This window comes from Bradyrhizobium sp. F1.4.3 (assembly GCF_040548375.1).
In the GTDB taxonomy this organism is placed as follows: domain Bacteria; phylum Pseudomonadota; class Alphaproteobacteria; order Rhizobiales; family Xanthobacteraceae; genus Bradyrhizobium.
Window position 1 is genome coordinate 190,321 of the sequence record NZ_JBEPRN010000005.1, and the last position, 25,587, is coordinate 215,907.

At 63.4% G+C, this 25,587-nt stretch carries 27 protein-coding genes; 14 read left to right on the forward strand and 13 right to left on the reverse strand.

The features are described 5' to 3' along the window. The first annotated feature begins 69 nt into the window (after positions 1 to 69). From ABIB73_RS17385 to ABIB73_RS17405, 5 genes are all read left to right on the forward strand, one after another. Positions 70 to 357 (forward strand): usg protein, encoded by a 288-nt coding sequence (locus tag ABIB73_RS17385; protein WP_354225584.1) that lies wholly within the window; start codon positions 70 to 72, stop codon positions 355 to 357. 162 nt (positions 358 to 519) lie between these two features. Beyond that, entirely contained in the window at positions 520 to 1,059 is a 540-nt protein-coding gene (locus tag ABIB73_RS17390; RefSeq protein WP_354225586.1) for a cupin domain-containing protein, read from the forward strand. Positions 1,060 to 1,504: 445 nt separating this feature from the next. After that, on the forward strand, positions 1,505 to 1,753 hold the full coding sequence (locus tag ABIB73_RS17395) for a hypothetical protein (protein WP_354225588.1): 249 nt from the start codon (positions 1,505 to 1,507) through the stop codon (positions 1,751 to 1,753). 133 nt (positions 1,754 to 1,886) lie between these two features. Beyond that, positions 1,887 to 3,209 carry a TAXI family TRAP transporter solute-binding subunit gene (locus ABIB73_RS17400; protein ID WP_354225590.1) on the forward strand — a complete coding sequence of 441 codons (1,323 nt, stop codon included), beginning with the start codon at positions 1,887 to 1,889 and terminating at the stop codon, positions 3,207 to 3,209. Positions 3,210 to 3,274: 65 nt separating this feature from the next. Further along, positions 3,275 to 4,024 carry a bestrophin-like domain gene (locus ABIB73_RS17405; RefSeq protein WP_354225592.1) on the forward strand — a complete coding sequence of 250 codons (750 nt, stop codon included), beginning with the start codon at positions 3,275 to 3,277 and terminating at the stop codon, positions 4,022 to 4,024. A 178-nt stretch (positions 4,025 to 4,202) separates the two neighbouring features. Here the strand turns inward: ABIB73_RS17405 and ABIB73_RS17410 are convergent, their stop codons facing one another. Continuing rightward, positions 4,203 to 5,123 (reverse strand): LysR substrate-binding domain-containing protein, encoded by a 921-nt coding sequence (locus ABIB73_RS17410; protein ID WP_354225594.1) that lies wholly within the window; start codon positions 5,121 to 5,123, stop codon positions 4,203 to 4,205. Between the two features lie 154 nt (positions 5,124 to 5,277). On the opposite strand from ABIB73_RS17410, the gene ABIB73_RS17415 reads away from it, so the two are divergent. Together ABIB73_RS17415 and ABIB73_RS17420 are read left to right on the forward strand one after the other, a co-directional pair. After that, on the forward strand, positions 5,278 to 6,198 hold the full coding sequence (locus ABIB73_RS17415) for an amino acid ABC transporter substrate-binding protein (RefSeq protein ID WP_354225596.1): 921 nt from the start codon (positions 5,278 to 5,280) through the stop codon (positions 6,196 to 6,198). Between the two features lie 27 nt (positions 6,199 to 6,225). Then, positions 6,226 to 7,296 carry a threonine aldolase family protein gene (locus tag ABIB73_RS17420; protein WP_354225598.1) on the forward strand — a complete coding sequence of 357 codons (1,071 nt, stop codon included), beginning with the start codon at positions 6,226 to 6,228 and terminating at the stop codon, positions 7,294 to 7,296. Between the two features lie 7 nt (positions 7,297 to 7,303). Here the strand turns inward: ABIB73_RS17420 and ABIB73_RS17425 are convergent, their stop codons facing one another. Beyond that, positions 7,304 to 8,554 carry a NupC/NupG family nucleoside CNT transporter gene (locus tag ABIB73_RS17425; RefSeq protein ID WP_354225600.1) on the reverse strand — a complete coding sequence of 417 codons (1,251 nt, stop codon included), beginning with the start codon at positions 8,552 to 8,554 and terminating at the stop codon, positions 7,304 to 7,306. A gap of 133 nt (positions 8,555 to 8,687) precedes the next feature. On the opposite strand from ABIB73_RS17425, the gene ABIB73_RS17430 reads away from it, so the two are divergent. Continuing rightward, positions 8,688 to 9,965, forward strand: a complete 1,278-nt coding sequence (locus ABIB73_RS17430) for an MFS transporter (RefSeq protein WP_354225602.1) — start codon at positions 8,688 to 8,690, stop codon at positions 9,963 to 9,965. A 281-nt stretch (positions 9,966 to 10,246) separates the two neighbouring features. Here the strand turns inward: ABIB73_RS17430 and ABIB73_RS17435 are convergent, their stop codons facing one another. The 6 genes from ABIB73_RS17435 to ABIB73_RS17460 form a co-directional block, all read right to left on the reverse strand. Continuing rightward, positions 10,247 to 11,005: an SDR family oxidoreductase gene (locus ABIB73_RS17435; RefSeq protein ID WP_354225604.1), complete on the reverse strand. Its 759-nt coding sequence runs from the start codon at positions 11,003 to 11,005 to the stop codon at positions 10,247 to 10,249. A gap of 39 nt (positions 11,006 to 11,044) precedes the next feature. Next, positions 11,045 to 11,803 (reverse strand): proteasome-type protease, encoded by a 759-nt coding sequence (locus tag ABIB73_RS17440; protein WP_354225606.1) that lies wholly within the window; start codon positions 11,801 to 11,803, stop codon positions 11,045 to 11,047. 217 nt (positions 11,804 to 12,020) lie between these two features. Beyond that, positions 12,021 to 12,428 (reverse strand): carboxymuconolactone decarboxylase family protein, encoded by a 408-nt coding sequence (locus ABIB73_RS17445; RefSeq protein ID WP_354225608.1) that lies wholly within the window; start codon positions 12,426 to 12,428, stop codon positions 12,021 to 12,023. Positions 12,429 to 12,511: 83 nt separating this feature from the next. Continuing rightward, positions 12,512 to 13,360 (reverse strand): transglutaminase family protein, encoded by an 849-nt coding sequence (locus ABIB73_RS17450; RefSeq protein ID WP_354225933.1) that lies wholly within the window; start codon positions 13,358 to 13,360, stop codon positions 12,512 to 12,514. A 68-nt stretch (positions 13,361 to 13,428) separates the two neighbouring features. Continuing rightward, the gene (locus ABIB73_RS17455) at positions 13,429 to 14,373 is read right to left on the reverse strand and encodes an alpha-E domain-containing protein (protein WP_354225610.1); all 945 of its coding nucleotides are present in this window, start codon (positions 14,371 to 14,373) and stop codon (positions 13,429 to 13,431) included. 4 nt (positions 14,374 to 14,377) lie between these two features. Continuing rightward, positions 14,378 to 15,796 (reverse strand): circularly permuted type 2 ATP-grasp protein, encoded by a 1,419-nt coding sequence (locus ABIB73_RS17460; RefSeq protein ID WP_354225612.1) that lies wholly within the window; start codon positions 15,794 to 15,796, stop codon positions 14,378 to 14,380. 224 nt (positions 15,797 to 16,020) lie between these two features. Between ABIB73_RS17460 and ABIB73_RS17465 the strand changes: the two genes are divergently transcribed. From ABIB73_RS17465 to ABIB73_RS17475, 3 genes are all read left to right on the forward strand, one after another. Beyond that, complete coding sequence (locus ABIB73_RS17465) at positions 16,021 to 16,758, forward strand: competence/damage-inducible protein A (RefSeq protein ID WP_354225614.1); 738 nt, start codon at positions 16,021 to 16,023, stop codon at positions 16,756 to 16,758. A 38-nt stretch (positions 16,759 to 16,796) separates the two neighbouring features. Then, the gene (gpt, locus tag ABIB73_RS17470; protein ID WP_354225615.1) at positions 16,797 to 17,324 is read left to right on the forward strand and encodes a xanthine phosphoribosyltransferase; all 528 of its coding nucleotides are present in this window, start codon (positions 16,797 to 16,799) and stop codon (positions 17,322 to 17,324) included. 155 nt (positions 17,325 to 17,479) lie between these two features. Further along, positions 17,480 to 18,097 carry a hypothetical protein gene (locus tag ABIB73_RS17475; protein WP_354225617.1) on the forward strand — a complete coding sequence of 206 codons (618 nt, stop codon included), beginning with the start codon at positions 17,480 to 17,482 and terminating at the stop codon, positions 18,095 to 18,097. Here ABIB73_RS17475 and ABIB73_RS17480 read toward each other — a convergent pair. Beyond that, the gene (locus ABIB73_RS17480) at positions 18,094 to 18,324 is read right to left on the reverse strand and encodes a hypothetical protein (protein ID WP_354225619.1); all 231 of its coding nucleotides are present in this window, start codon (positions 18,322 to 18,324) and stop codon (positions 18,094 to 18,096) included. The genes ABIB73_RS17475 and ABIB73_RS17480 overlap by 4 nt on opposite strands. Then, positions 18,324 to 19,346: a methionine synthase gene (locus ABIB73_RS17485; RefSeq protein ID WP_354225621.1), complete on the reverse strand. Its 1,023-nt coding sequence runs from the start codon at positions 19,344 to 19,346 to the stop codon at positions 18,324 to 18,326. The genes ABIB73_RS17480 and ABIB73_RS17485 overlap by 1 nt, the downstream gene beginning before the upstream one ends. A 107-nt stretch (positions 19,347 to 19,453) precedes the next feature. Here ABIB73_RS17485 and ABIB73_RS17490 point away from each other — a divergent pair, with 107 nt between their 5' ends. The 3 genes from ABIB73_RS17490 (at position 19,454) to ABIB73_RS17500 (ending at position 21,877) form a co-directional block, all read left to right on the forward strand. After that, a complete protein-coding gene (locus ABIB73_RS17490; RefSeq protein WP_354225935.1) occupies positions 19,454 to 20,155 on the forward strand; it encodes a glutathione S-transferase N-terminal domain-containing protein in 702 nt (233 codons plus the stop codon). 136 nt (positions 20,156 to 20,291) lie between these two features. Continuing rightward, complete coding sequence (locus tag ABIB73_RS17495) at positions 20,292 to 20,900, forward strand: 2-hydroxychromene-2-carboxylate isomerase (protein ID WP_354225623.1); 609 nt, start codon at positions 20,292 to 20,294, stop codon at positions 20,898 to 20,900. After that, positions 20,900 to 21,877, forward strand: coding sequence for an NADPH:quinone oxidoreductase family protein (locus tag ABIB73_RS17500; protein WP_354225625.1), 978 nt, complete (start codon positions 20,900 to 20,902; stop codon positions 21,875 to 21,877). The genes ABIB73_RS17495 and ABIB73_RS17500 overlap by 1 nt, the downstream gene beginning before the upstream one ends. Before the next feature lie 90 nt (positions 21,878 to 21,967). On the opposite strand, the gene ABIB73_RS17505 is transcribed toward ABIB73_RS17500, so the two are convergent. From ABIB73_RS17505 to ABIB73_RS17515, 3 genes are all read right to left on the reverse strand, one after another. Next, positions 21,968 to 22,858, reverse strand: a complete 891-nt coding sequence (locus ABIB73_RS17505; RefSeq protein ID WP_354225627.1) for a crotonase/enoyl-CoA hydratase family protein — start codon at positions 22,856 to 22,858, stop codon at positions 21,968 to 21,970. A 141-nt stretch (positions 22,859 to 22,999) separates the two neighbouring features. Further along, positions 23,000 to 24,421, reverse strand: a complete 1,422-nt coding sequence (locus ABIB73_RS17510; protein ID WP_354225628.1) for an amidase — start codon at positions 24,419 to 24,421, stop codon at positions 23,000 to 23,002. Then, the gene (locus ABIB73_RS17515) at positions 24,414 to 25,586 is read right to left on the reverse strand and encodes a M20 aminoacylase family protein (protein ID WP_354225630.1); all 1,173 of its coding nucleotides are present in this window, start codon (positions 25,584 to 25,586) and stop codon (positions 24,414 to 24,416) included. Before ABIB73_RS17515 ends, ABIB73_RS17510 begins: the two co-directional genes overlap by 8 nt. Position 25,587 lies beyond the last annotated feature (1 nt).

The window sequence follows — 25,587 nt, forward strand, 5'->3', positions numbered from 1 at the left end:
ACCGGGTGGCTCGTAGAGGCGTACCGGAAAGCCACCCCTTGAATATGCGCTCCTGCAAAGGAGGTTGGCATGGTCTCGCGGGTTGGGGTTGTTTCCGACGACTTCCGGAAACAGGTGCTCGGTTACGGGCTGACGACGGCGCAAATTCTCTATCGGATGCCGGATCATCGCTCGCTGCTTCAGACCTACGTCTGGCAGGACTACGACATGTTTCCGAAATTCCCGGCGCTGACGGATTTCCTGGCGTTCTGGCAGCAGAAGCTCGACGGTCCCCTGTTCTCGGTGACAGTGGCGCATTCGAAGCTGATCAAGCCGGCCGAGCTGCGCGCCGTGGATGGCGTGTTCCGGCTGCATTGAGACCAGCCGCGGACTCGTAGGGTGGGCAAAGGCGCGCTCTTGCGCGCCGTGCCCACCATCGCTCACGATCTCATTTGGCAATGGTGGGCACGCTTCGCTTTGCGCACCCTCCGATTTCGCATTCTGTGCTAGCCTCCGCCCATAACAACAAGGGAGGCCCCCATGGCCAAGAAGGTGAAATCGCGCAGCGCAACGCAAGCCGCCGTGAAGAAGCGAAGCGGAGCCAAGGCGGCTACGCGATCATCCGCGCGCAAGGCGGTGAAGTCGAAAGCACGCGCGACACCGGCAAAATCATCCGTCAAGAAACCCGCACGACCGAAGCAGCGCATCGCGATCAGCCATCATCGCGAGGAAGACTTCAAGGCCGACGGCTTGCGCGCCTACGCCAAATACCGCGATCTCGGCATTGCCGCCGCAAGCCACGGCCTCGCGCAAGCGCACGTGATCCGGCTGCAAGGCCCCTGCAATCCGGACGAGGTGTCAAAGCTGCATTTCCACGACGTTGAATTCCAGATGGTCTATGTGCTCAAGGGCTGGGTGAAGACCTACATGGACGGAGAGGGCGAGACCTTGATGAAGGAAGGCAGTGCCTGGACCCAGCCGCCGAAGATCAAGCACATGATCCTGGACTATTCGGACGACGTCGAACTGCTGGAGGTGATCTTGCCGGCGGAGTTCAAGACGGTGGAGTTGAAGGCGTAGGCCTCCGACGGAGGCACGGTCTCACTCGTCATGCGCAGGCTTGTCCCGGGCATCCACCTCTTGGCCCCAGGGAAGAACGTGGATGGCCGGACAAGCCCGGCCAGAGCGCACTAGCTAGGGCGCGGACTCATAAAAGTGAGATGTCCAAAGTGAGATGTCCGCTTCTAGGTGTGAAGCAGGCTCGAGCAGCCACTCCGGCCATTTCGCCGTTTGACCCGGACCGGACATTCCTCTGCCGGACCTCATAAATTTTCCCTCTACCGTCAAATCGTCCCGACCTTGTCCAACCTGTACGTTTGATCTGAGTCAAGGTTCGCTCGCTCAAGGCGACCATCTTTGTGAGATTGCGAGACCTTATCTTTTCCAAGGCACAGCTCTCAACGGGAGTTCTCCGCCATGAAAATGGGTCGCAGCATGCTTGCGGGAATCGCCAGGGGTTGTGCAGATGAATCAAAACCACTTTACTCTTAGCTTTCCACTGAAATTCTCGACAGACGCAAAGCTGCTGGCAGATGAGCTTCCTGCCCTGATGCCGGAGCTGTTCCGAGCCAATGATTTGATTGGCACGGTTCATTACTCGCGCTTCACGGTGCTAAGTGAAAAGACGTATTTCATCGCGGTACAGCTGATCTTGCCGCGCTGTCCCGCGGAAGTCGCCAGCCGAAAGGCACGAGCGATCTGCGCGGTGTCCTGATGGCACCGTCGAGATGAAGACGCGCCAAACGAGAGTGCCACGCGAGTAACAACAACGTTCAGAGTTTTTTGAGGCCTGTATAGACGCCGCCGTAGCTTTGGACCGGAAGAGCTAATGAGCTGGAGTGACGCGCATGATGTCGACAAAATTGCCCGTCTGGCTTCGTTTTTTTCTGCTTATCGGCGTCGTCGTCTTTGCGGCAGGCGCAGGTCTCATTGGTTATCGGTACTACACTCGCCCGGTAACGCTGACCGTGGCGGTCGGCTCGGTCGACGGCGAGGCCGCCAAGGCAATGTCCGCAATAGCAGACGAGCTCGTTTCGACGAATGCGCCGGTGCGGCTCAAGGTCGTGGACAGCGGCACTGCGCTTGAGGCCGCTAACGCCTTCTCCGCGGGTAAGGTCGATCTCGCCGTGGTTCGCGGCGATGTCGGTGACTTGTCGCAGGCGCAGGCCGTTGTCGTCGTCAGCCATATGGTCGTACTGATCATCGCGCCGCCGGGATCGTCCATCGATAGCATGAGCAACCTGAAGGGACGCACGGTCGGCGTGGTCGGCGGAGTGGCGAACGCCAAAATTGTCGACGCGTTGACCAAGGAATATGATCTGGCGAGCGCAAAAGTTGCGTTCAAGAACCTCGCTTTGACGGATGTCCGGCAAGCCATTCAGTCAAAACAGGTCAGTGTCCTGCTTGTCACGATCCCGCTCGCCGAAAAATACCTCTCGCTCGTCCGCGGATTTTTTCAGCTCGACCATAAAAAGGTGCCGGTGCTGATCCCCATCGAGTCCGCGGCCGCAATTGCAGATGCCGAACGTGCCTTTGAAAGTTTCGACGTCCCGAAGGGTACGCTGCGGGGATCGCCGCCGGTCCCGGAAGACGATCTGACAACCTTGAGGACCTCGCTATACCTGGTTGCGCAGATGAAGCTTGGCACTGATCTCGTAACCCGCCTCACGCAGGCGATTATGCGCGTGCGCAGGGATCTTCTGCGCGAGCAGCCGATTTTCGCGCAGATTACCGCGCCCAGCACCGACCAGGATGCCTACCTTCCGCTGCACCCTGGAGCGGCAGCCGTCTATAACAGCACCACGCAGAGCTTCATGGATGAGTACGGCAACTGGATCTATTTGGCGCCGATGGTGCTGGGCGGCGCTTTGACCATGCTTGCGGCGGCGTGGAAATTTCTGGGCATCGGCAACCGCGCGTCCGAAGGACCGCTGGATTCTCTCTATGCCCTGGCGCGCCGGATCCGGAAAGTCGAAGCCGAGGCCGAGCTGTCGGATATCGAAGAAGAAATCGACGGCATTCTAACGGCGGAACGTGCCAAATCCGCTGCCGGAGACGAGAGCGCGGTGGATGATGCCACACTGAACGTGGCAGCCCACCGGCTGGAGAGCTTGATTCACGACCGACGCACATTGATCGCTAAGAGACCCCCAGTTGCCTCCGCAGCCTAGGCGACACACCGCTAAACTGGATGTCCAACAGAGAGACGGGCGCTGCCTCGCGACACGGGTGAATCATGAATGCAATCGCGTTATCGTGCATCACGTTCATATGCATGTCAGTCGGCGCTCTGCTCGGTATGTTCCTTCCCGGACATCGTCTGAGCACAGATGACAAGGATGTGGTCAGGCTGGGCACGGGCCTCATCGGGACGATAGCCGCGCTTGTCCTCGGCTTGCTGATCGCCTCGGCGAAGGGCTCCTACGACACGCAGAGCACCCAAGTCACGCAGATGACGAGCAATGTTGTCCTGCTCGACAATCTACTGGCGCAGTATGGACCGGAGACGAACAACTCACGCAACCTGTTACGGCGCAGCATCGTCATTCTGGCCGATCGAATGTGGCGCGAGAAAAGTTCGGAGGTTACCAAGACCAACCCCTTCGAGGCGAGCGCCGCAAGCGACGCATTCTTTGCGAAGCTTCAGCAGCTTTCGCCGCAGAACGATTCCCAGCGCTCCCTGCAAGCCAGGGCCATACAGATCGCCACCGAGATTGCGCAAACCCGCCTGCTGCTGTTCGCACAGACGAATAACTCAATCCCCATGCCGTTCCTCGTGGTGCTGATTTTCTGGCTCACCATCATCTTTGGAAGCTTCGGCTTGTTTGCCAGACCCGGCGCAACCGTTTTCGGCTCGCTGTTCATTTTTGCACTGTCGGCTGCCGGGGCGATCTACCTGGTCCTGGAACTCGGTCAGCCATTTGCGGGTTTGATGCAAATTTCCAGCGAGCCGCTGCGCAACGCCCTCACGCCGCTTGGTCCCTAAGAGGGCATAGCGGACATCGCATGCGTTCGCGGGCTGATCGGATTTGAGTACACGTCCTAACTCAACACCCCCACGATCGCCCCCATCAAACACGTCGTCAGCGGGCCCCGACACAATCGACTTCAGCCCGAGCGTTGATCTCCTCGCGGCGATCTCACGGCATTCCTGGACCGGCCGACTACCGCTCAAGATAGCCCAATTCCTCGCTCATGACCTTCCGTGCATATTCGCTAAAGGCATCGATCAACCGGCCGCGCGCGGCATAAGGTGGATAGAGCAGTGCGATCGTAACGGGGACAGCAGGGTTGAAGGGGCGCGTGATCAGAGCCGCGCCAGAGCTTTCGTCATGCGCGGCAATCGGGTTGATGATGCTGACGCCGAGGCCCGCCGCGACCAGGGCACAGACCGATGCGCCCAGATCGGTCTCGGCAACAATGCGGCGTGTGACGCCGGCCTGCGCGAAGATCGTATCGATGCGATCGTAGAGCGGACTCCCCGTGGCGAAGGAGATGAAGGCCTCATCGGCGAAATCGGCAGGACGCAGCGTCTTCTTCTGCGCAAGACGATGCCCCTTCGGCATCATCGCGACGCAACGGGTCTTGAGCACCGGCTCGACATGCACCCCCGCAACCTCGCCGTAGAGCATTGCCAATCCGGCGTCGCAAAGCCCCGAACTGACCCAGTCGTGCACCGCGCTCGCCGCGCCGGATCGGATCGAGATCATCACATGCGGATAGTCCATTTTGAAGCGCGCCGCGATGCGCGTCAGCAGGCCGCCGGCCAGGCGCGGCATCGCCGCAACGCTTAGCCGACCCATTCCGAACGAGCGGATGCTGGCTGCGCTGGCCTCCAGTCCCGCCAAGCCGATGAAGGTCTTCTCGACCTCCTGGAAAAAGCGCGATCCGTCCACGGTCGGGCGGAGGCGGCCGCCACTGCGGTCGAACAACGGGAATTGCGTGATCGCCTCCAACTGTCCGATCAGCCGGCTGATCTGGGGCTGCGAGGTATGCATGCGCTGAGCCGCTTGCGTCATCGATCCCGTCACGAAGACTGCCCGAAAAGCCTCCACATGCTTCAAGCCCATGCGTCTGGTGGCCATATCAAATCCGTATAGGGGAGTGTGAAACTGGAATTTCATCAGATCGAGCTTTTGGACGATAGTCCAGAGCATGAAGCCGTTCGCACGGAGCGGTCCTGTCGTTGCCTACCCACCGTGGGCGGTGTCACGGACATTCGCGAAAAAAGGGGACGACATGAAAGCGACAGCGATCAAGGCACTCGCCACGGCGACCGTCGCTGTAGTTCTTCTTTCCAGCGAGGCCATGGCCCAGGGTGCGAGCAGGCTGGACAAGATCCGTGAGAGCGGCTCGATCACATTGGGGTATCCCGAGACCTCGGTGCCCTTCGCCTATCTCGACGGCAACCAGAAGCCGGTCGGCTATACCGTGGAAATCTGTGAACGGGTGGTGCAGGCGATCAAGACGGCCCTCAAGCTCCCCAAGCTCGAGACTCGCTATAACCCCATAACCTCGGCGACACGTATTCAGCTGCTCGCCAACGGTACGATCGATCTCGAATGCGGCAACACGACCAATAATGTCGAGCGGCATAAACTCGTCGCCTTTGCTCCCACCATCTTCGTTGCGCAGGTCGTCCTCGTCGCGCGCAAGGATGGCGGGGTCGATGTCAACGACCCGGCTTCGTTTCGCGGCAAGGCCATCGCCGCCCAAGCCGGCGGCCAGACTTTCAAGGTGATTACGCAGATCAACGCCAGGAACAATCTTGGCATCACGGTCGTGCCGGCCAAAGACACCGCCGAGACCTTCTTGTTGGTGTCGACGGGCCGGGTGGCCGGCACAGCCAACGATGACGGTCTCGCCTATGCCACGGTCGCCTCGTCCAGGGCGCCGAATGACTTCCTGATCGGTAGCAAGGGTCTCGAGATGGCGCCCTACGGCATCGTCGAACCCAAGGATGATCCTGCTTTCAAGAAGATGGTCGACGAGGCCGTGATCGACCTGATGAAGAGCGGACAGATCGCGGCGCTCTACGACAAATATTTCAATTCACCAATCCCGCCGCACGGCCTCAATCTGAAATTTCCGATGAGCGCCGCCCTCAAGCGCGCGCTGGCCAACCCGACCGATTCCGGCGACCCGGCAGTCTACGAATGACGCGCCAAGCGCTCTAGAGGTCCCGCAATGGCACATCAACACGAGACGAACTCGGCGGGCGCTGAGTTGCCGCCCATCGACCTGCGCAGCGATACGGTCACCAGGCCGACCGAGGCGATGTATGCCCGCATGGCCTCGGCGCCGATCGGCGATGACGGGCTGGACGGTGACCCCACGGTGAGGGAATTGGAGGCCGTCGCAGCTGCGGCGTTGGGCAAGGACGCCGGCCTGTTTGTGCCGAGCTGCACCATGGCCAATCTGTTGGCGACGCTGGCGCAGTCGCAGCGCAGCGAACAGATAGTGTTGGAATCCAGTGCCCATATGTACACCTCTGAACGAGGGGCGGCTACGTTTACGGGGCAGTTCTATCTCGCCGTTGCCGGGACCGCCGGCGCGATGGACCTGAATTTGCTTCAGGACGCGATGCAGGGCGATGGGCATAAGCTCAGGACCGCCCTTGTCGCGATGGAAACCTCGCACAACAATGCGAGCGGCGCCGTGCTGCCGCTGGAGCATATGCAGGCGGTGCACGCCATGGCCTCGTCCCGCGGCGTCCCGGTGCATCTCGATGGAGCGCGGCTCTTCAATGCCGCAATTGCCCTTGAAGTGGCGCCGGCTCAGGTTGCGAGGCATTGCGACACGGTCTCCCTGTGTCTATCGAAGGGCCTGAGCGCGCCGGCCGGTGCCGTGCTCGCCGGGCCGCGCGCCGTGATCGACAGGAGCCGCAGATTCCGCCGCATGCTGGGAGGCACGCAGCGCCAAATCGGCATCCTGGCCGCAGCCGGCCTGGAGGCCGTTCAGGTCATGGGTGCGCGTCTGGCGGAAGATCACCGGCGTGCGCGAGCCCTGAGTGACGCTTTGAACGTGCTGAGTCCAAAGGTCAGCGCCACAATCCCGCAGACGAATATCGTGCAGGTCGATGTCTCTCTCTCCGGGCGTGACAGCGCCGCGTGGTCGGGGGCTCTCGAGTCGGCGGGCCTGAAGGCGAGGCCTTGGGGCAGGCATCGCTTGCGTTGTGTGACCCATCGCCATATCGATGATGCGGATATTGATCGCGCGGTCATGGCATTTCGTACCGTGGCTGGAGTTTTGGCTTAGAGAGAGCCTAGCTCAACACCCCGACGATCGCGCCCATCAAGCACGTCGTCAGCGTGCCCGATACGATCGACTTCAGTCCGAGCGCGTTGATCTCCTCGCGGCGCTCCGGTGCCATCACGCCGAGGCCGCCGATCATGATGCCGAGGCTGGCAAAATTGGCGAAGCCGCACATCGCATAGAGCATGATCAGCCGCGAGCGCGCATCGAGTGCGTCCGGCGCCAATTTTGACAGATCGACATAGGCGATCAATTCGTTGAGCACGGTCTTGGTGCCCATCAGGCTCCCGGCCGTCACCGCCTGATCCCAGGGCAGCCCCATCAGCCAGCACACCGGCGCCATCACCAGCCCAAGCAGGCGCTGCAACGAGATCGCGGCGCCGCCGATATCAGGCAGCAGGCCGAGGATGGCATTGACGAGATAGACCAGCGCCACCAGCACCAGCAGCATGGCGACGATGTTGATCAGCAGCTCGATCCCCGCGCTCGTGCCTTTCACGATCGCATCCATCGTGCTGGACACTTCCATCTCGGGATCTTCCAGCGCACCGCCGGTGCGCTTGTCGGATGTCTCGGGCACCATGATCAGGCTGATGAGGATCGCGGCCGGCGCGCCCAGCACCGAGGCAATGACGAAATGCGCGGCTGCGTCGGGAATGAGGGGAGCAAGCAGCGTCGCGTAGAGCACCAGCACCGTGCCGGCGATGCCGGCCATGCCGCCGGTCATCACCAGAAACAATTCGCTGCGCGTCATCTGCACCAGATACGGCCGCACGAACAGCGGTGCCTCGACCATGCCGAGGAAGATGTTGGCCGCGGTCGACAGCCCGACCGCGCCGCCGACGCCGAGCGTGCGCTCGAGCAGCCAGGCCATGCCGCGCACGACCGGCGGCAGCACCCGCCAATAGAACAGCAGCGTCGTCAGCACGCTCATCACGAGCACGATCGGCAGCGCCTGGAACGCCAGGATGAAGTCGGCGCCCGGCGCCTTCAGATCAAAGGGCAGGGGACCGCCGCCGATATAGCCGAACACGAAAGAGGAGCCGGCGCGCGAGGCCGCGGAGATCGCGCCGACCGCATCGTTGATGGCGCCGAAGGCGTGCGCGACGACCGGCACCTTCAGGAGCACGATCGCGGTGACGAAGGTCACGGCGAGCCCGATCGCCGCCTGGCGCAGCGAGACCGCTCGGCGATTCTCCGCCAACGCGAAGGCGATCAGCAGCAATGCGAAAACGCCGAGTGCCGATTGCAGCCGCAGCATGATGTCCCCAAACCCCCAATGATTATGGCCGCGCGTGCGTTGCAAACGCAATGCCGGAAGAGCCGGTAGGCGTCCCGCTGTTGACAAGCACCTCTGCGTCAGCCACGCGGGGCCTCGTTATCGTCAGGCGCGGATGGTCCCACAGGTGAGCCAAGAGGCAAGCGAAGAGATAGGCGAAGAGCAGCCGGTGTCAGCGAATCAGCCGGTCAGTGCCCGCGCGCTCCTTTCCCACCGCGCCTTCCTGTTCTTCCTGCTCTCGCGCAGCCTGTCGCGCTTTTCCAGCCAGATCGCGGCGGTCGCGATCGGCTGGCAGATCTACGATCTCACCGGCTCGGCCTTCGACCTCGGCATGGTCGGCCTGGTCCAGTTTCTCCCCACGGCGCTGCTGGTGTTCGTCGCCGGCCACGCCGCCGACCGTTTTGAGCGCAAGCGCGTCGTTCAGCTCTGCCAGCTCGTGGAAGCGGCGACCGCGCTCTATCTCGGCGTCATCACCTATCTCGGCGCGGTCAGCGAGGTACAGATTTTCGTCGCGACCTTCGTGCTCGGCATTGCCGGCGCGTTCGAGAGCCCGACCACGGCGGCGCTCTTGCCGCTGATCGCGCCGCAGGGATCGCTGCAGCGCGCGACGGCCGTCGCGAGCGGTGCGGGACAGGTCGCGACCATCACGGGTCCGGCGCTCGGCGGCTTCGCCTATGCGATCGCGCCGCATCTTGCCTATGCCGTGATGCTGCTGTTCTGGATTTTTGGGATGATCCTGACCGGTTTCATCCGGCCGCGTCCGCAGGCGGTCGCCAAGGAGGGGACGAGCTCGGACAACATCTTTGCCGGCGTCCGCTTCATCCGCAGCAATCCGGCGATCCTCGGCACCATCTCGCTCGATCTGTTCGCGGTGCTGTTCGGCGGCGTCACGGCGCTATTGCCGATCTATGCCCGCGACATCCTCCAGACCGGTCCAATGGGGCTCGGCGTGTTGCGTGCGGCGCCGGCGGTCGGCGCGCTCTTGATGACGACGGTGTTGGCGCGTCACGCCATCACGCGGCATGTCGGCCTGCGCATGTTTCAGGCGGTGATCGTGTTCGGCATTGCCACAATCGTATTCGCGCTGTCGTCCTGGATGTGGCTGTCGGTGCTCTCGCTTGCCATTTTGGGCGCGGCCGACACGATCAGCGTCGTGATCCGCTTCTCGCTGGTGCAGCTTGCGACCCCCGACGAGATGCGCGGCCGGGTCGGGGCAGTCAACTTCCTCTTCATCAACGCCTCGAACCAGCTCGGCCAGTTCGAGAGCGGAGTGGCGGCCGCACTGCTCGGCGCGATGCCGGCCGCCGTGCTCGGCGGCGTCTGCACGATTGCGGTGGCGCTGCTCTGGATGAAGCTGTTTCCGAGCCTGCGGCAGGTGGAGAGCCTGGAGTAACGAGATCTTGTGTCCCGGGCGCAGCGCAGCGTGTGACGATGCGCTGCAGAACCGGGACCCATATTGGCCGTGCTGAGAGATGGGCCCCGGCTCAGCAGCGCGTCATTTCATGCCGCGCAGCGTCCGGGGCACGAGACCGGTTACCTGGATTGCTTCGCTGCGCTCGCAATGACGATTGTGGAGGCGGCGTGAGGGGTTACTTCGCCTCACCCCGCCTACCGGCAACAATCGATCCCCCCTTGACGCCTACTGTGCATGGGGTTGTTTTCGCGTTTTTTAGTTCAGCCCCGTCCGACGAAAGGCATCTTGCTGGCCATGACCGTCATGGTCAGCACGTTGGCATCGAGCGGCAGGCCGGCCATGTAGGCGACGGCATCGCCGACCGCCTTGGCGTCCATGCGCGGCTCGTGCTTCATCGTGCCATCGGGCTGCATCACGCCGGGACCGGCGACCATGCGGTCGGTCATCGGCGTTGCGGCGTTGCCGATGTCGACCTGGCCGACCGCGATGTCGTACATGCGCCCATCAAGGTTGGAGGCCTTGGTGAGGCCGGTGATGGCGTGCTTGGTCGAGGTGTAGGCGGCAGAGAACGGTCGCGGCGCATGCGCCGAGATCGAGCCGTTGTTGATGATGCGGCCGCCGCGCGGAGTCTGGTCCTTCATGATGCGGAAGGCGTGCTGGGTGCACAGGAACGGACCGGTGAGATTGGTGTTCACCACTGCCTGCCACTGCTCGAGGCCGAGATCCTCGAAATTCACCGGCGGCGCGCCCATGCCGGCATTGTTGAAGAGCACGTCCAGCCGGCCATAGGTCTCCTTCACCTTGGCAAACAGGGCGGCGATCGAGTCCGGTTTGGTCATGTCGGCGGTGACACACAGGCTCTTGCCGGCCGGGCCGAGCTTGGCGGTCTCCTCGAGCATGTCGGGCCGGCGCCCCACGAGCACCGCGGTGAAGCCGGTGTTCATCAGCGCCAGCGACGCCGCGCGCCCGACACCGGTGCCGGCGCCCGTCACCACTGCGATCTTTTTTGCTTCACTCATCGTTTCCTGCCTTTTCTCTCTTCAAGTTCATTTGGGCTTTCAGGTTTTGGGTTCTTTTTCGTTCTTGTAGGGTGGCCGCGGGATGTTCTGATGTGCCGCGCGCAACGCCGCCGACCAGCGCGAGCGCAAATCGTGGAAATAAGGCTCGCCCGCCTCGATGCGGTGGTTGAGGTCGGCATCGCAGGCGTCGCTGCGCACCACCAGCACATCGATCGGCAGGCCGACCCCGAGATTCGAGCGCATGGTCGAGTCCATCGAGATCAGGCCGGTCTTCAGCGCCTCGTACAGCTCGACGTCGTAATGCATGGCGCGGTCGAGCACCGGCTTGCCGTATTTGTGCTCGCCGATCTGCAAATACGGCGTGTCGGTGGTGCATTCGATGAAATTGCCCGCGGTGTAGACCATGAACAGGCGCATGCGCGCGCCCTTGATCTGGCCGCCGAACAGGAAGGAGACGTCGAAGGAGACATCCTCGGACTTCAGCGCCGGGCCTTCGGTCGCATGCACCGCGCGGATCGCCCGGCCGATGCGCTGGGCGGCCTGAAACATGGTCGGCGAGTTCATCAGCGTCTCGATGTCGCCGGTGGTCGGATCTTCGAGGCCCTCGGTCAGCGTGGAGAGCACGGACTGGCTGATGGCGAGATTGCCCGCGCTGGCAATGGCCATGATGCGGTCGCCGGGCTTGGAGAAGATGTGGAGCTTGCGGAAGGTCGAGACATTGTCGAGGCCGGCATTGGTGCGGGTGTCGGCGATCATCACCAGACCGTCCCGAACCAGGATTCCGCAACAATAGGTCATTTCCAATCCCCGAACGTTTGCGCGAGACTAGTAGCCAATTTCAGGGGCCGCTCCAACCCCAATTCCCGGGGAGGCCGTGTCATTCCGGGGCGCGACGAAGTCGCGAGCCCGGAATCTATCCATCCACTAACTCTGTGGCCCGATGGATTTCGGGCTCGCGCTGCCGCGCGCCCCGGAATGACGGCTAGCTCTGCCGCTGAGACTGCGATTGGCCACCTCAGTCAGGGCCATCGACGAGAAACGCCTCATCGACGGGGACGCCGAGCGCTGTGACCAGCCGGTTCGTCTGCGCGGCCATGCCGATGATGGCGAGCATTTCGCCATATTCGGCCTCGGTCATACCCTTGGCCCGTGCGTTGGCGGTGTGCGAATGGATGCAGTAGCTGCAGCCATGCGCCACCGAAACCGCGACATAGAGCATTTCCTTGGTCTTGGGATCGAGCGCCCCAGGCGCCATCACCTCCTTGACGCTCTCCCACGTCCGCCGCAGCGTCTTCGGATCATGCGCCACCGCGCGCCAGAAATTATTGACGAAATCCGACTGCCGCGTTCTGCGGATGTCGTCGAAAACGGCGCGCGCCTCGCTGGAAAGTTCATCGTCCGAAAGCAGCTTTACGGTTGCCATGGGGTACCTCGCGGGTCTGGTCTGACCCTGCGATTATAGCACGGCTCATGCGGTCGGCCGGCAGCGCCGTGTGGCGAGTACGGCTAGCTCTGCCGCTGTGATTGCGACTGCGATTGCCCGCCGCGGCCGGCCTGCTCGACCTTGACCGCGACCGACAGCGTCTCGGCGCCACCGCCGTAGCGCGTCCCGCGAACGGGTGCGGCGCCGAGATAGTCGAGCCCGATCGCGACACGGACATGGGCGTCCGTGGTGCAGATGCTGTTGGCGGGATCGAAACCGATCCAGCCGAGATCGGGGACGTAAGCCTCCGCCCAGGCGTGACCGGCGTCCTGATGCACCGTGCCATCGGAGCGCAAAAAGTGGCCGGAGACGAAGCGCGCCGGCACGCCGCCGCTGCGGGCGCAGGCGATGAAGATATGCGCGTAGTCCTGGCAGACGCCGCGCTTGAGCGTGAACGCGTCCGCGGCTGACGTGCCGCTGTTGGTCGGGTCCTCGTCGAAGGTCATGTGCTCGCTGATCTGCGTCATCAGCGTGTGCAGGAAGCCGAGCGTGTCGCTCTCGGCCTCGCTGCGCAACTGGCGCGCAACCGCTGCCATCGCTGGATTGACCTCGGTCAGTTCGGTCGTGCGCAGGAACATGCCGGCCGGAAAGCGCTCGTCGGCGCCGCGCAGCACGCCGCCGGTGTCGTGGGTCTCGATCAGGCCCTCGGCGGTGATCTTGATGTCGCCAACGGGCCCGCAGGACAGAACATGGGTGACGTTGCCGAAGGCGTCTTCATGGGTGTCGAGCTTGGTGTCGGTCGAAACATCGATCTGCCATTCCGCCACATATTGCCCGTCGTGGCTGCACGGCGTCATCCGCAGGATCTGGATCACGCTGGTGGCCTGCGGCTCGTAGCGATAGGTCGTGGTGTGCTGGATTCGCAGGCGCATGTTGGACCGTTGTTCTGGCGTCGTCATTTCGGGCTTGCCCTGCGGCGCGCCCTGAAATGACAGCAGTATCAGATCAAATACTGCTTCGTGATGATTTCGCCCAGCCTTGAATTGTCCGCGATGAATTCCTGAATGAATTCATGCACGCCATGCTGGAAGATGTCGTTCATATTGCTGTGTTCGAGCCGGTTGCGGATGCCGCGGGCGTGGCGCTGGGCAGGGCCCTGGCGGCCGTAGGCGACGCCGATCTGGTCGAGGTTGCGCACGAGATTGCCGTAGCAGCTCGCAAGCGAGCGCGGCAGCGTGTCGTTGAGGATCAGGAGGTCCGCGATCAGCCAGGGTTTCAGCGTCTCGCGATAGACCCAGTGATAGGCCGTCAGCGCCGAAACCGAACGCAGGATCGAGGTCCACTGATAGAAGTCGAGCGGGCCGCCGACGTGCTCCTCTTCGGGCAAGAGCACGTGATACTTCACGTCGAGAATGCGCGCGGTGTTGTCGGCGCGCTCGAGATGCACGCCCATCCGCGAGAACCAGTAGGCGTCGTTGCGCAGCATGGTCCGGTAGGCCGAGCCGTCGAAGCGCAGCGAGGTCTCCTGCACGAAGCGCAGGAATTTCGCGAGATCCTCGCGCGTCGAGGTGCCCTTGCTCCAGACCTCCTGCAATTCGATCCAGGCCGAGTTGATGGTGTCCCACATCTCGCTGGTGAGCGCGGTGCGTACCGAGCGGGAGTTCAGCCGCGCCGCCTCGATGCAGTTCCTGATCGAGGACGGATTGTTCGCCGAGAACGAGAGGTAGTCGACGACGTTGTGCTCGTTGGCTTCCTCATACTGCTGATAGAAGCTCGCGGCGACGCCGGCGGTCAAAAGCGCCGAGTCCCATTCATTGGTCTTGCCGATATAGGCGGCTGGAAGTGCTGTGACGCGTAGCGTCGCATCGATAGTGCGCGCGAGATATTCGGCCCGTTCGACGTAGCGGGCGAGCCAGTAGAGGTTTTCGGCGGTACGCGACAGCATCTCTCTACTCGTCCAAAATCCAGGTGTCTTTGGTACCGCCGCCCTGGCTCGAATTCACCACCAGGGAGCCTTCCTTCAGCGCAACACGTGTCAGGCCGCCCGGCACGATCGTCGTGCTCTTGCTGCCAGTGAGCACGAAGGGCCGCAGGTCGACGTGGCGCGGCGCGAGGCCGCTTGCGGTGCAGGTCGGACAGGTCGAGAGCGCCAGCGTCGGCTGCGCGATAAAGCCTTCCGGCTCGCGCTTCAGCTTCTCGCGGAAGGCCTCGATGGTCGCTTTCGTCGCAGCCGGTCCGATCAGCATGCCGTAGCCGCCGGAGCCGTGCACTTCCTTGACGACGAGCTCGCCGAGATTGTCGAGCACGTAAGCCAGATCCTTCGGCTCGCGGCAGCGCCAGGTCTGCACGTTCTTCAGGATCGGCTCCTCGCCGAGATAGAATTTTACGATATCCGGCATGTAGGAGTAGATCGCCTTGTCGTCGGCGATGCCGGTGCCGACCGCGTTGGCGAGCGTGATGTTGCCGGCCGCGTAGGCCGACATCAGTCCGGGTACGCCGAGCACGGAGTCGGGGCGGAAGGTGAGAGGGTCGATGAAATCGTCGTCGACGCGGCGATAGATCACGTCGACCCGTTTCACCCCCTCGGTCGTCCGCATGAACACTTCGTTGTTCTTGATGATGAGGTCACGCCCCTCGACGAGCTCGATGCCAAGCTTGTCGGCGAGGAAGGAGTGCTCGTAGTACGCGGAGTTGTAGACGCCGGGCGTGAGCAGGGCGACCGTCGGCTCGCCCGAAGCGCCTTGCGGCGCGACCGAGCGCAGGGCTGAGAGCAGTTCGTCCGGATAGCGCTCGACCGGCGCCACCCTGTGGCGGGCGAACAGATCCGGGAACAGCCGCATCATGATTTCGCGGTTTTCCAGCATGTAGGACACGCCCGACGGCGTGCGCGCATTGTCCTCCAGCACGATGAAGTCGTTGGCGTCGACCCGGACGATGTCGATGCCGGCGATGTGCACGTAGACGTCGTGCGGCACCTGCTGGCCGTTCATTTCGGGCCGGAAAACCGGGTTCTGGAAGATCAGATCGTCGGGCACGATCTCGGCGCGGAGGATGTCGCGGCCGTGATAGATGTCGCGCAGAAACATGTTGAGCGCGCGCACGCGCTGCTTCAGCCCCTTCTCCAGCAGCGCCCATTCCTGGCCCGACATGATCCGCGGGATTACGTCAAAGGGGATCAGGCGCTCTGTGGATTCGGAATCGCCATAGACAGCAAAGGTGATGCCGATTCGGCGGAACAGGAGCTCGGCTTCCTGGCGGCGATATTCAAGCGCCTCGGGAGGCGTCTCCTTGAGCCAGCGCGCCAGCTCCTGGTAGGCAGGGCGAAGGTCCCCGCCGGGAATGTTCATTTCGTCAAACGCGACTGCCATAGATCCCGACTTGTCTCCGTGGCCATGCGGCAAGAGTGCATGACTTTGCTAGGTGGTAGCAAGGGCCGGGCCAGCGCGATAAGCATGGACTTGCGATTTTTGCCGGGGATGGCCGGGGGCTTGCCTGAAAAAATGGCTGAGGACTGCTTATTTCGGCAGCAAAAGCGCGTGACTTCAACGCGTTACCCCGGCAAATTCGGCGCGACAGGTGAGGGACTTAAGTTATGAGCGAGATCGTCACGGCGGGCATTCTGGTCATCGGGGATGAAATCCTGTCGGGCCGGACCAAGGACAAGAATATTGGCTTCATCGCCGAATATCTGACCAATATCGGCATCGACCTCAAGGAAGTCCGGGTCGTCTCCGACGACGAGGCCGACATCATTGCCGCGCTGGATGCACTGCGGCATCGCTACACCTACGTCTTCACCACCGGCGGCATCGGGCCGACTCATGACGACATCACCGCCGACAGCGTCGCCAAGGCCTTTGGCGTCGACATCGACCACCACCCGGAGGTGGTCGCCCGCTTTCGCGAGCGCTGGAGCGAGCAGGACCTCAATGAGGCCCGCCTGCGCATGGCGCGCATCCCCGACGGGGCCGAGCTGATCCAGAGCGCCACCATCCTCGCCCCCGGCTTCAAGATCGGCAATGTCATCGTCATGGCCGGCGTGCCGTCGATCATGCAGGCGATGATGGATATCGTCTCGCCCAAGCTGAAATCCGGCGTCCGCATGCTGTCCGAATCAGTCCGCGCCAATGCGCGGGAAGGCGACATCGGCAGCCCGCTGCGGGCGATCGCCGCCGCCCACCCCGACACCATCATCGGCAGCTATCCCTTCATGGACGAGGATTCGAAGCCGAACACCAATCTGGTGGTGCGCTCGCGCGACGCGGACAAGCTTGCGGCGGCGATGGCAGCGGTGAAGGAAATGCTGGCGGGATTGAATATCAGCCGGTAGCAGGGAGCTGCCGGACGAAGATTTGGCAGGAGACGATGATGGCTGGTGAAGCACCGGAATTGAGCGCGCAGGAGCGCGCAGGCAAGGCCTTCCCGGTTTCTTGGGACCAGTTCCACCGGGATTGCCGGGCGCTGACCTGGCGGCTCAACGAGGTTGGCCCGTTCCACGCGGTGATCGCGATTACCCGCGGCGGCCTGGTGCCGGCCGCGATTGTGGCGCGCGAGCTCGGCGTGCGCGTGATCGATACGGTCTGTATCGCAAGCTACGATCACACCAAGCAGGGCGACCTGCAGGTTCTCAAGGGTATCTCGGATGCGGCGATGAAGCTCGGTGGCGGTACCGGCAAGGGGCTCTTGATCGTCGACGACCTCGTCGACACCGGCAAGACCGGCAAGCTGGTCCGCGAGATGCTGCCCGACGCGCATTTCGCCACCGTCTACGCCAAGCCGAAGGGACGCCCGCTGGTCGATACCTACATCACCGAGGTGTCGCAGGACACCTGGATCTTCTTTCCCTGGGACACCGCGCTGTCCTACCACCCGCCGCTCCGCGACGGCGCGGCGTGATTTTTTCTTACTTCGCCCCGCTCGCGGGGAGAGGTCGGCGCGAAGCGCCGGGTGAGGGGAGCTTCCGCGAGTCCGTCTCTCACCATATCTGTGGATGCAGCCCCTCACCCCAACCCTCTCCCCGTAAGAACGGGGAGAGGGAGAATAGCGGCGCCATGCCCCTGCAAAACCGCGTCACGCCGCTAGGCGACATCATCGCCACACCTCACCGGGGCCTCTTCACCGGCAATCGCGGTATCATCCACGATCCCGCAACCAAGACGCTGCTGAAGAAGCGCTGGTCTACGCCGGCCTGGCTCACCTGCACCTGCGAATTCCGCGGCCGGCGCCGCGAGGTGATGGCGCAGCGAAGCTGGACCGAGCTGTTCTTCCTCGACGAGGCCACTGCGCTCGCAGCCGGGCACCGTCCATGTTTCTATTGCCGCCGCGACGATGCCAATCGCTTCCGGGCCGCGTGGGAGAAGGGCAATCGCGTGCAGAACGTCCGCATGCACGACATCGACACGGTGCTGCACCACGAACGGCTCGATCATGGCAAGAAGCGGCTGCACGCGCTGCTGATGCCGCTCGAGCAGCTTCCCGACGCCGCGATGGTACAGCAGGGGGAGGAGAGTTTTCTGGTGACGCAGGGCAGGATGCTGCTGTGGTCGCCGGCGGGATATACCGCGGTCGAGCGTCACTCTGACGAAGCAACGCTGCTGACGCCGCCATCGACGCTACGCACACTGAACGCCGGATATCAGCCCGTGTTGCATCCAACTGCGCTATCCTAGCGCAGCGGCCGGCCCTGTTCGTCGACCGTCGTGCGCGCATCGCGCAGGGCCCATTCTCGAATGACCTGGCGGCAGCGGGTGAGTTCGGCCTCGCTCGCAGAGCCCGCATCCTTCGACGCGCGCTCGACCATGGCCTTGCAATTGAGAAGCACGGAGCGATCCTCCGCACGCCCAGGCGTGATCGCCGCAAGAGTCGCGACGACGAGTATCGGACGGATCACCGCCATCACCCCAGCTTCTCGCGTGCCAGCGCGGCACCGGCGCCGAGTGCCATCAGCTTGGCTTCGGCGACTTCCCGCCGCATCGGTGCCATGCCGCAATTGGTGGTGGCGATGATGTTGCTCTTGGGCACGAATTTCGACACCGCGTCGATGACCTTCACGACATCCTCCGCAGTCTCCACGGTGTCGCTGGCAACATCGATCACGCCGGCCTGCACAATCTTGTTCTTGAGCAGCGCCAGCAGATCGAGCGGCACCTTCGAATTGCGGCATTCGATCGCGACCTGCTGGATCGTGCTGGCGTCGATCGCCGGGAATATGTGCTCGTACTGACGCCACTGGCTGCCGAGCGTCTCTTTCCAGTCGGTGTTGGCCTTGATGCCGTAGCCGTAGCAGATGTGCACGGCAGTGGCGCAGGTCAGGCCCTGCGCGGCGCGCTCCAGCGCCTTGATGCCCCAGTCGTTGACCTCGTCCATGTAGACATTGAAGGCGGGCTCGTCGAACTGCACGAGATCGACGCCGTCGGCCTGCAACGCCTTGGCCTCCTCGTTCAGGAGATCGGCGAAGGCAAAGGCCATCTTGACGCGGTCGCCATAGTAGCGATCGGCAATGGTGTCGATGATCGTCATCGGGCCAGGCAGGGTGAACTTCAGCTTCTTCTTAGTGTGCGTGCGGGCGACGCGCGCCTCGTCGGCATGGACGCGCCCCTTGAGCTGGAGCGGCGCGACCACTTGCGGCACCATCGCCTTGTAGCGGTCTTTCCGGATTCCCATCTCGACCTTGTGGGCGAAATCGATGCCGTCGATCTTCTCGAGAAAACCGTGCACGAAATGCTGCCGCGCCTGTTCGCCCTCGGTGACGATGTCGATGCCGGCGTCCTCCTGGACCTTCACGGCAAGCATGGTCGCGTCGCGCTTGGCGCGGAGAAGCTCGTCGCCTTGCGACTTCCAGGGCGCCCAGAGCATGTTGGGCTCGGCGAGCCATTCCGGCTTCGGCAAGGAGCCGGCGATCGTGGTTGGAAACAGCATGGCGGCCCTCCCGGCGGGTTGTGTTGCGCCCCTTCCTGCCATGTCTTAACGTCGAGGTACAGAACAACAAAAGTCGCTCGATCGGGCGATTTCGGGCAGGAACAGAGATGATCGATCTCCATTATGCGCCGACGCCGAATGGCTGGAAAATCTCGATCATGCTGGAGGAACTGAGGCTTCCTTATAAAGTGATTCCGGTGAACATCCGCGCCGGCGAGCAATTTCGCCCTGAGTTTCTGGCGGTCTCCCCGAACAACCGGATCCCGGCGATTGTAGACCACGAGCCTGCTGATGGCGGCGAGCCGTTCTCGGTGTTCGAGACAGGTGCGATCCTGATCTATCTCGCGGAGAAGACCGGCCGCTTCCTGCCGGCGGATTTGCGTGGTCGCTCCACCACTATCCAATGGGTGATGTGGCAGATGGCGGGCTTGGGGCCGATGCTCGGCCAGCACGGTCATTTCGCGCTCTATGCGGCCGAGAAGATTCCCTACGCGATCACGCGCTATCGCGACGAGGCGGCGCGGCTCTACGGCGTGCTCGACCGCCAGTTGGCTAAGACCGGCGCCTATGTCGCCGGCGACTATTCCATCGCCGACATCGCCTGCTTCCCCTGGACCATGACCCACAAGGCGCAGGGTTTTACGTTGGACGACTATCCGAACGTGAAACGGTGGTACGCCGAGGTGCGCGCCCGGCCACAAGTGCAGGCAGGGCTCGCGATCGGCAAGTTCGTGAAAGAGCCGTTCGACGAGGAATCACGCAGGATCATGTTTGGGCAGCAAGCTAAGGAGCTGTTGGGAAAAAAATAGTGCCAGCTCCTCATGGTGAGGAGGCGCGTAGCGCCGTCTCGAACCATGACGGCCCGAGTGTCACCCGAGGCCATCCTTCGAGACGGCCGCTACGCGGCCTCCTCAGGATGAGGTCCAACAAATAAAAGGAAACGCTATGATCGATTTCTTCTTCGACTGTTCCAGCCCCTGGACTTATCTCGCCTTCCACAACATCCAGCCGCTGGCAAAAGAGCTCGGCGCTGAGATCGCCTGGCGGCCGATCCTGGTCGGCGGCATTTTCAACACGGTCAACCCGAGCGTCTACGCGCAGCGGGAGACGCCGGTGCCGCTCAAGGCGCGCTACATGAAGAAGGACCTCGCCGATTGGGCGCGCTCTGCTGGGCTTGCGATCAAGATGCCGCCGACGGTGTTTCCGGTGAACAGCGTCAAGGCGATGCGCGGCTGCATCTGGCTTGGTAATGACATGGTGCCGTTCGCCACCGCCGTGTTCGAGACCTATTGGAGCGGCGACAAGGATATCTCACAGGACGCGGTGCTGGCCGAGATCTGCAGGAAGGTCGGCATCGACGAGCAAAAGTTCCTTGCCGGCATTTCGGCGCAGGCCATCAAGGATCAGCTCAAGGCCAATACGGAAGAGGTTGTCGCGCGCGGCGGCTTTGGCTCGCCGACCATCTTCGTCGGCAAAACCGACATGTACTTTGGCAACGACCGCCTGCCGCTGATCCGCGAGGCGCTGTTGCGTCGCAAGGCGAGTGCGGCCTGATGGTGCGGGCTGTCGTCTGCCGCGCGCTCGGCGCGCCCGAGACGTTGCGGCTGGAGGAGTTTCCGTCGTGCCCCCTGAAGCCGGGCGAGGTGCGCGTCGCGATCCGCGCCGCCGGGCTGAATTTTCCGGACGTGCTGATGGCGGCCGGAGAGTATCAGCTCAAGCCGGAGCTGCCGTTCACACCCGGCATGGAGGCCGCCGGTGACGTGACGGAGGTGGGCGCAAAGGCGAGAGACGTTGCGGTCGGTGACAAGGTCATCGTGAAGATGCGCCACGGCGCATTCACGGATGAAGCCGTGGTGACGCCATCGCAGCTCACGCCGATGCCATCGAATTTTGACTACGCGGAAGCCGCGACCTATCTCGCCGGCCACGGCACCGCCTATCACGCGCTGATCGATCGCGGCAGGGTCGAGCCGGGCGAGATGCTCTTGGTGCACGGCGCTGGCGGCGGCGTGGGCCTTGCAGCCGTCGAGATCGGCAAGATGCTGGGCGCGACCGTGATCGCGACGGCCTCCAGCGACGAGAAGCTCGCGATTGCGAAATCGCGTGGCGCCGATCATCTCGTACGCTACGACCGCGAGCCGTTTCGCGATGCCGTCAAGCGCATCACCGATGGCCGCGGGGCGGATGTCGTGTTCGATCCCGTCGGCGGCGAGGTCTTTGAGAACTCGATGCGCTGTATCGCCTGGGGCGCGCGGCTGCTGGTGATCGGTTTTACGGGGGGCGTCGGCTCGGCGAAAACCAATCTGCTGCTGATCAAGGGCGCCAGCGTGCTCGGCGTCCGTGCCGGCGAAGCTGTGCGAAAGAATCCGGCGCTCGGCGAGGTGCGCCTGAAGGCGTTGCTCACATGGGCGGAGGAGGGCAAGCTGCGTCCCAACATCTCGCACCGCCTGCCGCTGGAAGATTACGCGAAGGCGATGCGGCTCCTAATCGATCGCAAGGCGATCGGGCGTGTGGCGCTGGTGATGGATTGACGGTGGGCAAAGGCGCTCTTGCGCCGTGCCCACCATCTATCGGCGATTGAAATCGAAGTGGTGGGCACGCTTCGCTTTGCCCACGATGCCTCACTTGTACTCCCGCTCCGTCCACCACGGGAAATAGTCCGGCATGTCGCTCGACACCTTGTTCTTGAACTGCGCCGGCCGTTTCTCCAGGAACGACACCACGCCTTCCTTGACGTCGTCCGAGCGGCCGCGGGCGTAGATGCCGCGGCTGTCGACCTTGTGGGCTTCCATCGGATCGTCGGCGCCCATCATGCGCCACATCATCTGGCGGATCAGCGCCACCGACACCGGTGCGGTCTTGGCGGCGAATTCCTTGGCGAGCGCGCGGGCAGTCGGCAGCAGATCGTCCGGCGGCACGACCTTGCTGACCAGACGTCCGGCGAGCGCCTCTTGCGCCGGGAAGACGCGGCCGGAATAGCACCATTCCAGCGCCTGCGAGATGCCGACGATGCGGGGCAGGAACCAGCTCGAGGCGGCTTCGGGCACGATGCCGCGCTGGGAGAACACGAAGCCGAAGCGCGCGGCATCGGAGGCAATGCGGATGTCCATCGCGAGCTGCATCGTGACGCCGATGCCGACGGCGGGTCCGTTCACCGCGGCGATGACAGGCTTCAGGCACTTGAAGATGCGCAGCGTCACCTGGCCGCCGCCGTCGCGGACCTGCGGATCGCTGTAATCGACCTTGCCGTCGGCGAAGCGCTTGACGGGGCCGCGTCGCGCGTCGCGGTCGAATGTGTCGGCACCCGAGGAGAGATCAGCGCCCGCGCAAAAACCGCGGCCGGCGCCGGTGACGATGATGGCGCGAACGTTGTCGTCCTTGTCGGCCGCATCGAACGCGTCGATCAGCTCCGCCTGCATCTTCGCGTTGAAGGCGTTGAGTTTGTCGGGCCGGTTCAGCGTGATTGTGAGGACCTGCTCGGCGATCTCGTATTTGATCGTCTCATACGCCATGGTGGTTTCCTTCCCTTTCTTGGTTCTTTACGCAGCCTGTCGTCATGCCCGGGCTTGTCCCGGGCATCCACGTACTTGCTTCAGCGCAAGCGTATAGACGTGGATGGCCGGGACAAGCCCGGCCATGACGGAGCGTGTAGACTATTTCGCCGGCGGCTTGGGCCACGGCCGCTGCGGGCCACGCAGGCTCTCAAAAGCCTTGGCCATGCTGAGCACGCCGATGTCGTCGAAGCGGCGGCCGACGATCTGCACGCCGATGGGAAATCCCTTGGCGTCGAAGCCGCCGTTGATGGAGACGGCCGGGTTCTCCGACATATTCCACGGCACGGTATAGGCGATGTGCTCGAACGGCTTCATCGGATCATTGGTCGGCGAGGCCCACTCCGCCGGATAGTTCACGTTCGGCGCGGTCGGCGAGATCACATAGTCGAGGTCGAAGAACAGCTTTGCTGCGGCCGCGCGGATCGCCATGGTCTGGTTGAAGCCACGGATCACGTCGACGCCGGAGAGTTTTGCACCGGACCCGCCCCATTTGAAGATGTAGGGCAGCACCTTTGCCTGTTCGGCCGGCGTCAGCTTCGACAAATCGTCCCACATCCGCGCGCGCCAGAAATTGTCGAGGCCGTCGAGCATCTCGCGCGTGAGGATGCCGTCGACTTCGGTGATCACCGCGCCGGCGGATTCGAACGCCTTCGCAGCTTTTACCGCGACCTCGCGGACCGGCTTCTCCAGCGGCTGGCCGACACCGGGATCGAGCATCAGGCCGATGCGCAATTTTCGCGGAGACTTCTCCAGCGTCTTCCAGTTGAGGGGCTCCGCGGGCAGGCTCATGCCGTCGCGCCGGTCGGGCTTAGCGATCACGCTCATCATCAGCGCGCAATCGTCGACCGTGCGGGTCATGGGGCCGGCGACGCGGCCGACATAGGCCGGATCGATCGGCACGCGGCCAAAGCTCGGCTTCAATCCGACGAGGCCGCACCAGCCCGCGGGCAGGCGCACCGAGCCGCCGATGTCAGTACCGAGATGCAAGGGACCATAGCCGGCCGCCGCAGCGGCGCCGGCACCCGCGCTGGAGCCGCCGGGATTCTTGGAGAGGTCCCAGGGATTGCGCGCGAGCGCATGGAAGCTGGAAAGTCCAGAGGACAGCATGCCGTAATCGGGCATGGTTGTCTTGGCGAAGATGATCGCGCCGGATTCGCGCAGCCGCGCGGCGGGCGGCGCGTCCTTCTCGGCCGGCACGAGCTTCACGCTCGCAGCTCCCAGCGGCACCGGCACGCCCTTGGTCGCGATGTTGTCCTTCACCGTCACCGGCACGCCGTCGAGCGCGCCGGACGGCTCACCCCCGCTCCAGCGCGCGGTCGAGGCCTTTGCGGCCTCGCGCGCGCTGTCGGGATCGAACGCATAGAGCGCCTTGAGATGCGGCTCCCACGCAGCGACGTGCTCGAGCACTTCCTCCAGCACCTCGCTCGGCGAGAACTGCTTGGCGCGATAGCCCGCGATCAGATCGACCGCGGTGAGATCGTGCAGCGAGGTGACCGCCTCTTCGACGCCCTTCTTATGCATGGGCGCCCACCGGCATGCGCGTCTCGATGATCCGGGCGAACATGCTGGCGCCGATTGGCAGGATCTTGTCGTCGAGCACATAGCCGGGATTGTGCACCGGCACCGAGCCCTCGTGCCCGACCCAGAAATAGGCGCCGGGAATGGTTTGCAGCATGTCGGCAAAGTCCTCGCTGCCCATCTTCGGCGTGGTGCGGGTGATCACCTTGGCGGGATCGACGATGGTGCGCGCGACGTCCTCGACCACCTTGGACTGCTCGACCTGGTTGATCAGCACGCCAAAGGTGTCGCGGATGTCAACGTCGATCTCGCACTGATACGCGGCGGCGATGCCGGCGCAGATCGTACGGATGCGTTCGCTGATCAGGGCGCGGACTTCATCCGAGAAGGTGCGGATGGTGCCGCAGAGATGGGCTTCGCCGGGAATGACGTTGTAGGCGGAGCCGGCATGGATCTGGGTGATGGACACCACGGCGGCCTGGAGCGGCTCGACGTTGCGGCTGACGATGGTCTGGATCGCCTGCGCCAGCGTGGTCGCGATGATCACCGCGTCCTTGGAGCGCTCGGGCATCGCGCCATGCGCGCCATAGCCGGTGATGCGGAGGTCGAAGAAGTCGGCGCCGGCCATCGCCGGGCCCGGCAGGATCGCGATCTCGCCGAGATTGAGGTCGGGCGCGTTGTGCAGGCCATAGAGCTCGTCGCAGGGGAACTTCTCGAACAGCCCGTCCTTGATCATCGCACGCGCGCCGCCGAGGCCTTCCTCGGCCGGCTGGAAGATCAGATGCACGGTGCCGTCAAAGTTTCTGGTCTCGGCGAGGTAGCGCGCAGTGCCGAGCAGCATGGTGGTGTGGCCGTCATGGCCGCAGCCATGGAAGCGGCCGGGAATGGTCGAACGCCATTTCAAATTGGTGTTCTCTTCCATCGGCAGCGCGTCCATGTCGGCGCGAAGCCCGATCCGCTTGCCGCTGCCGCCCTTGCCCTTGATGACACCGATCACGCCGGTGCCGCCGAGGCCGCGATGCACCTCGATGCCCCAGCCCTTCAGCTTGTCGGCGACGATGCCGGAGGTGCGCACTTCCTCGAAGCCGATCTCCGGATGGGCGTGGAGGTCGCGGCGAATGGCGGTGAGTTCGTCGGCATAGCCGTCGATGCGGTCAATGGTGGGCATG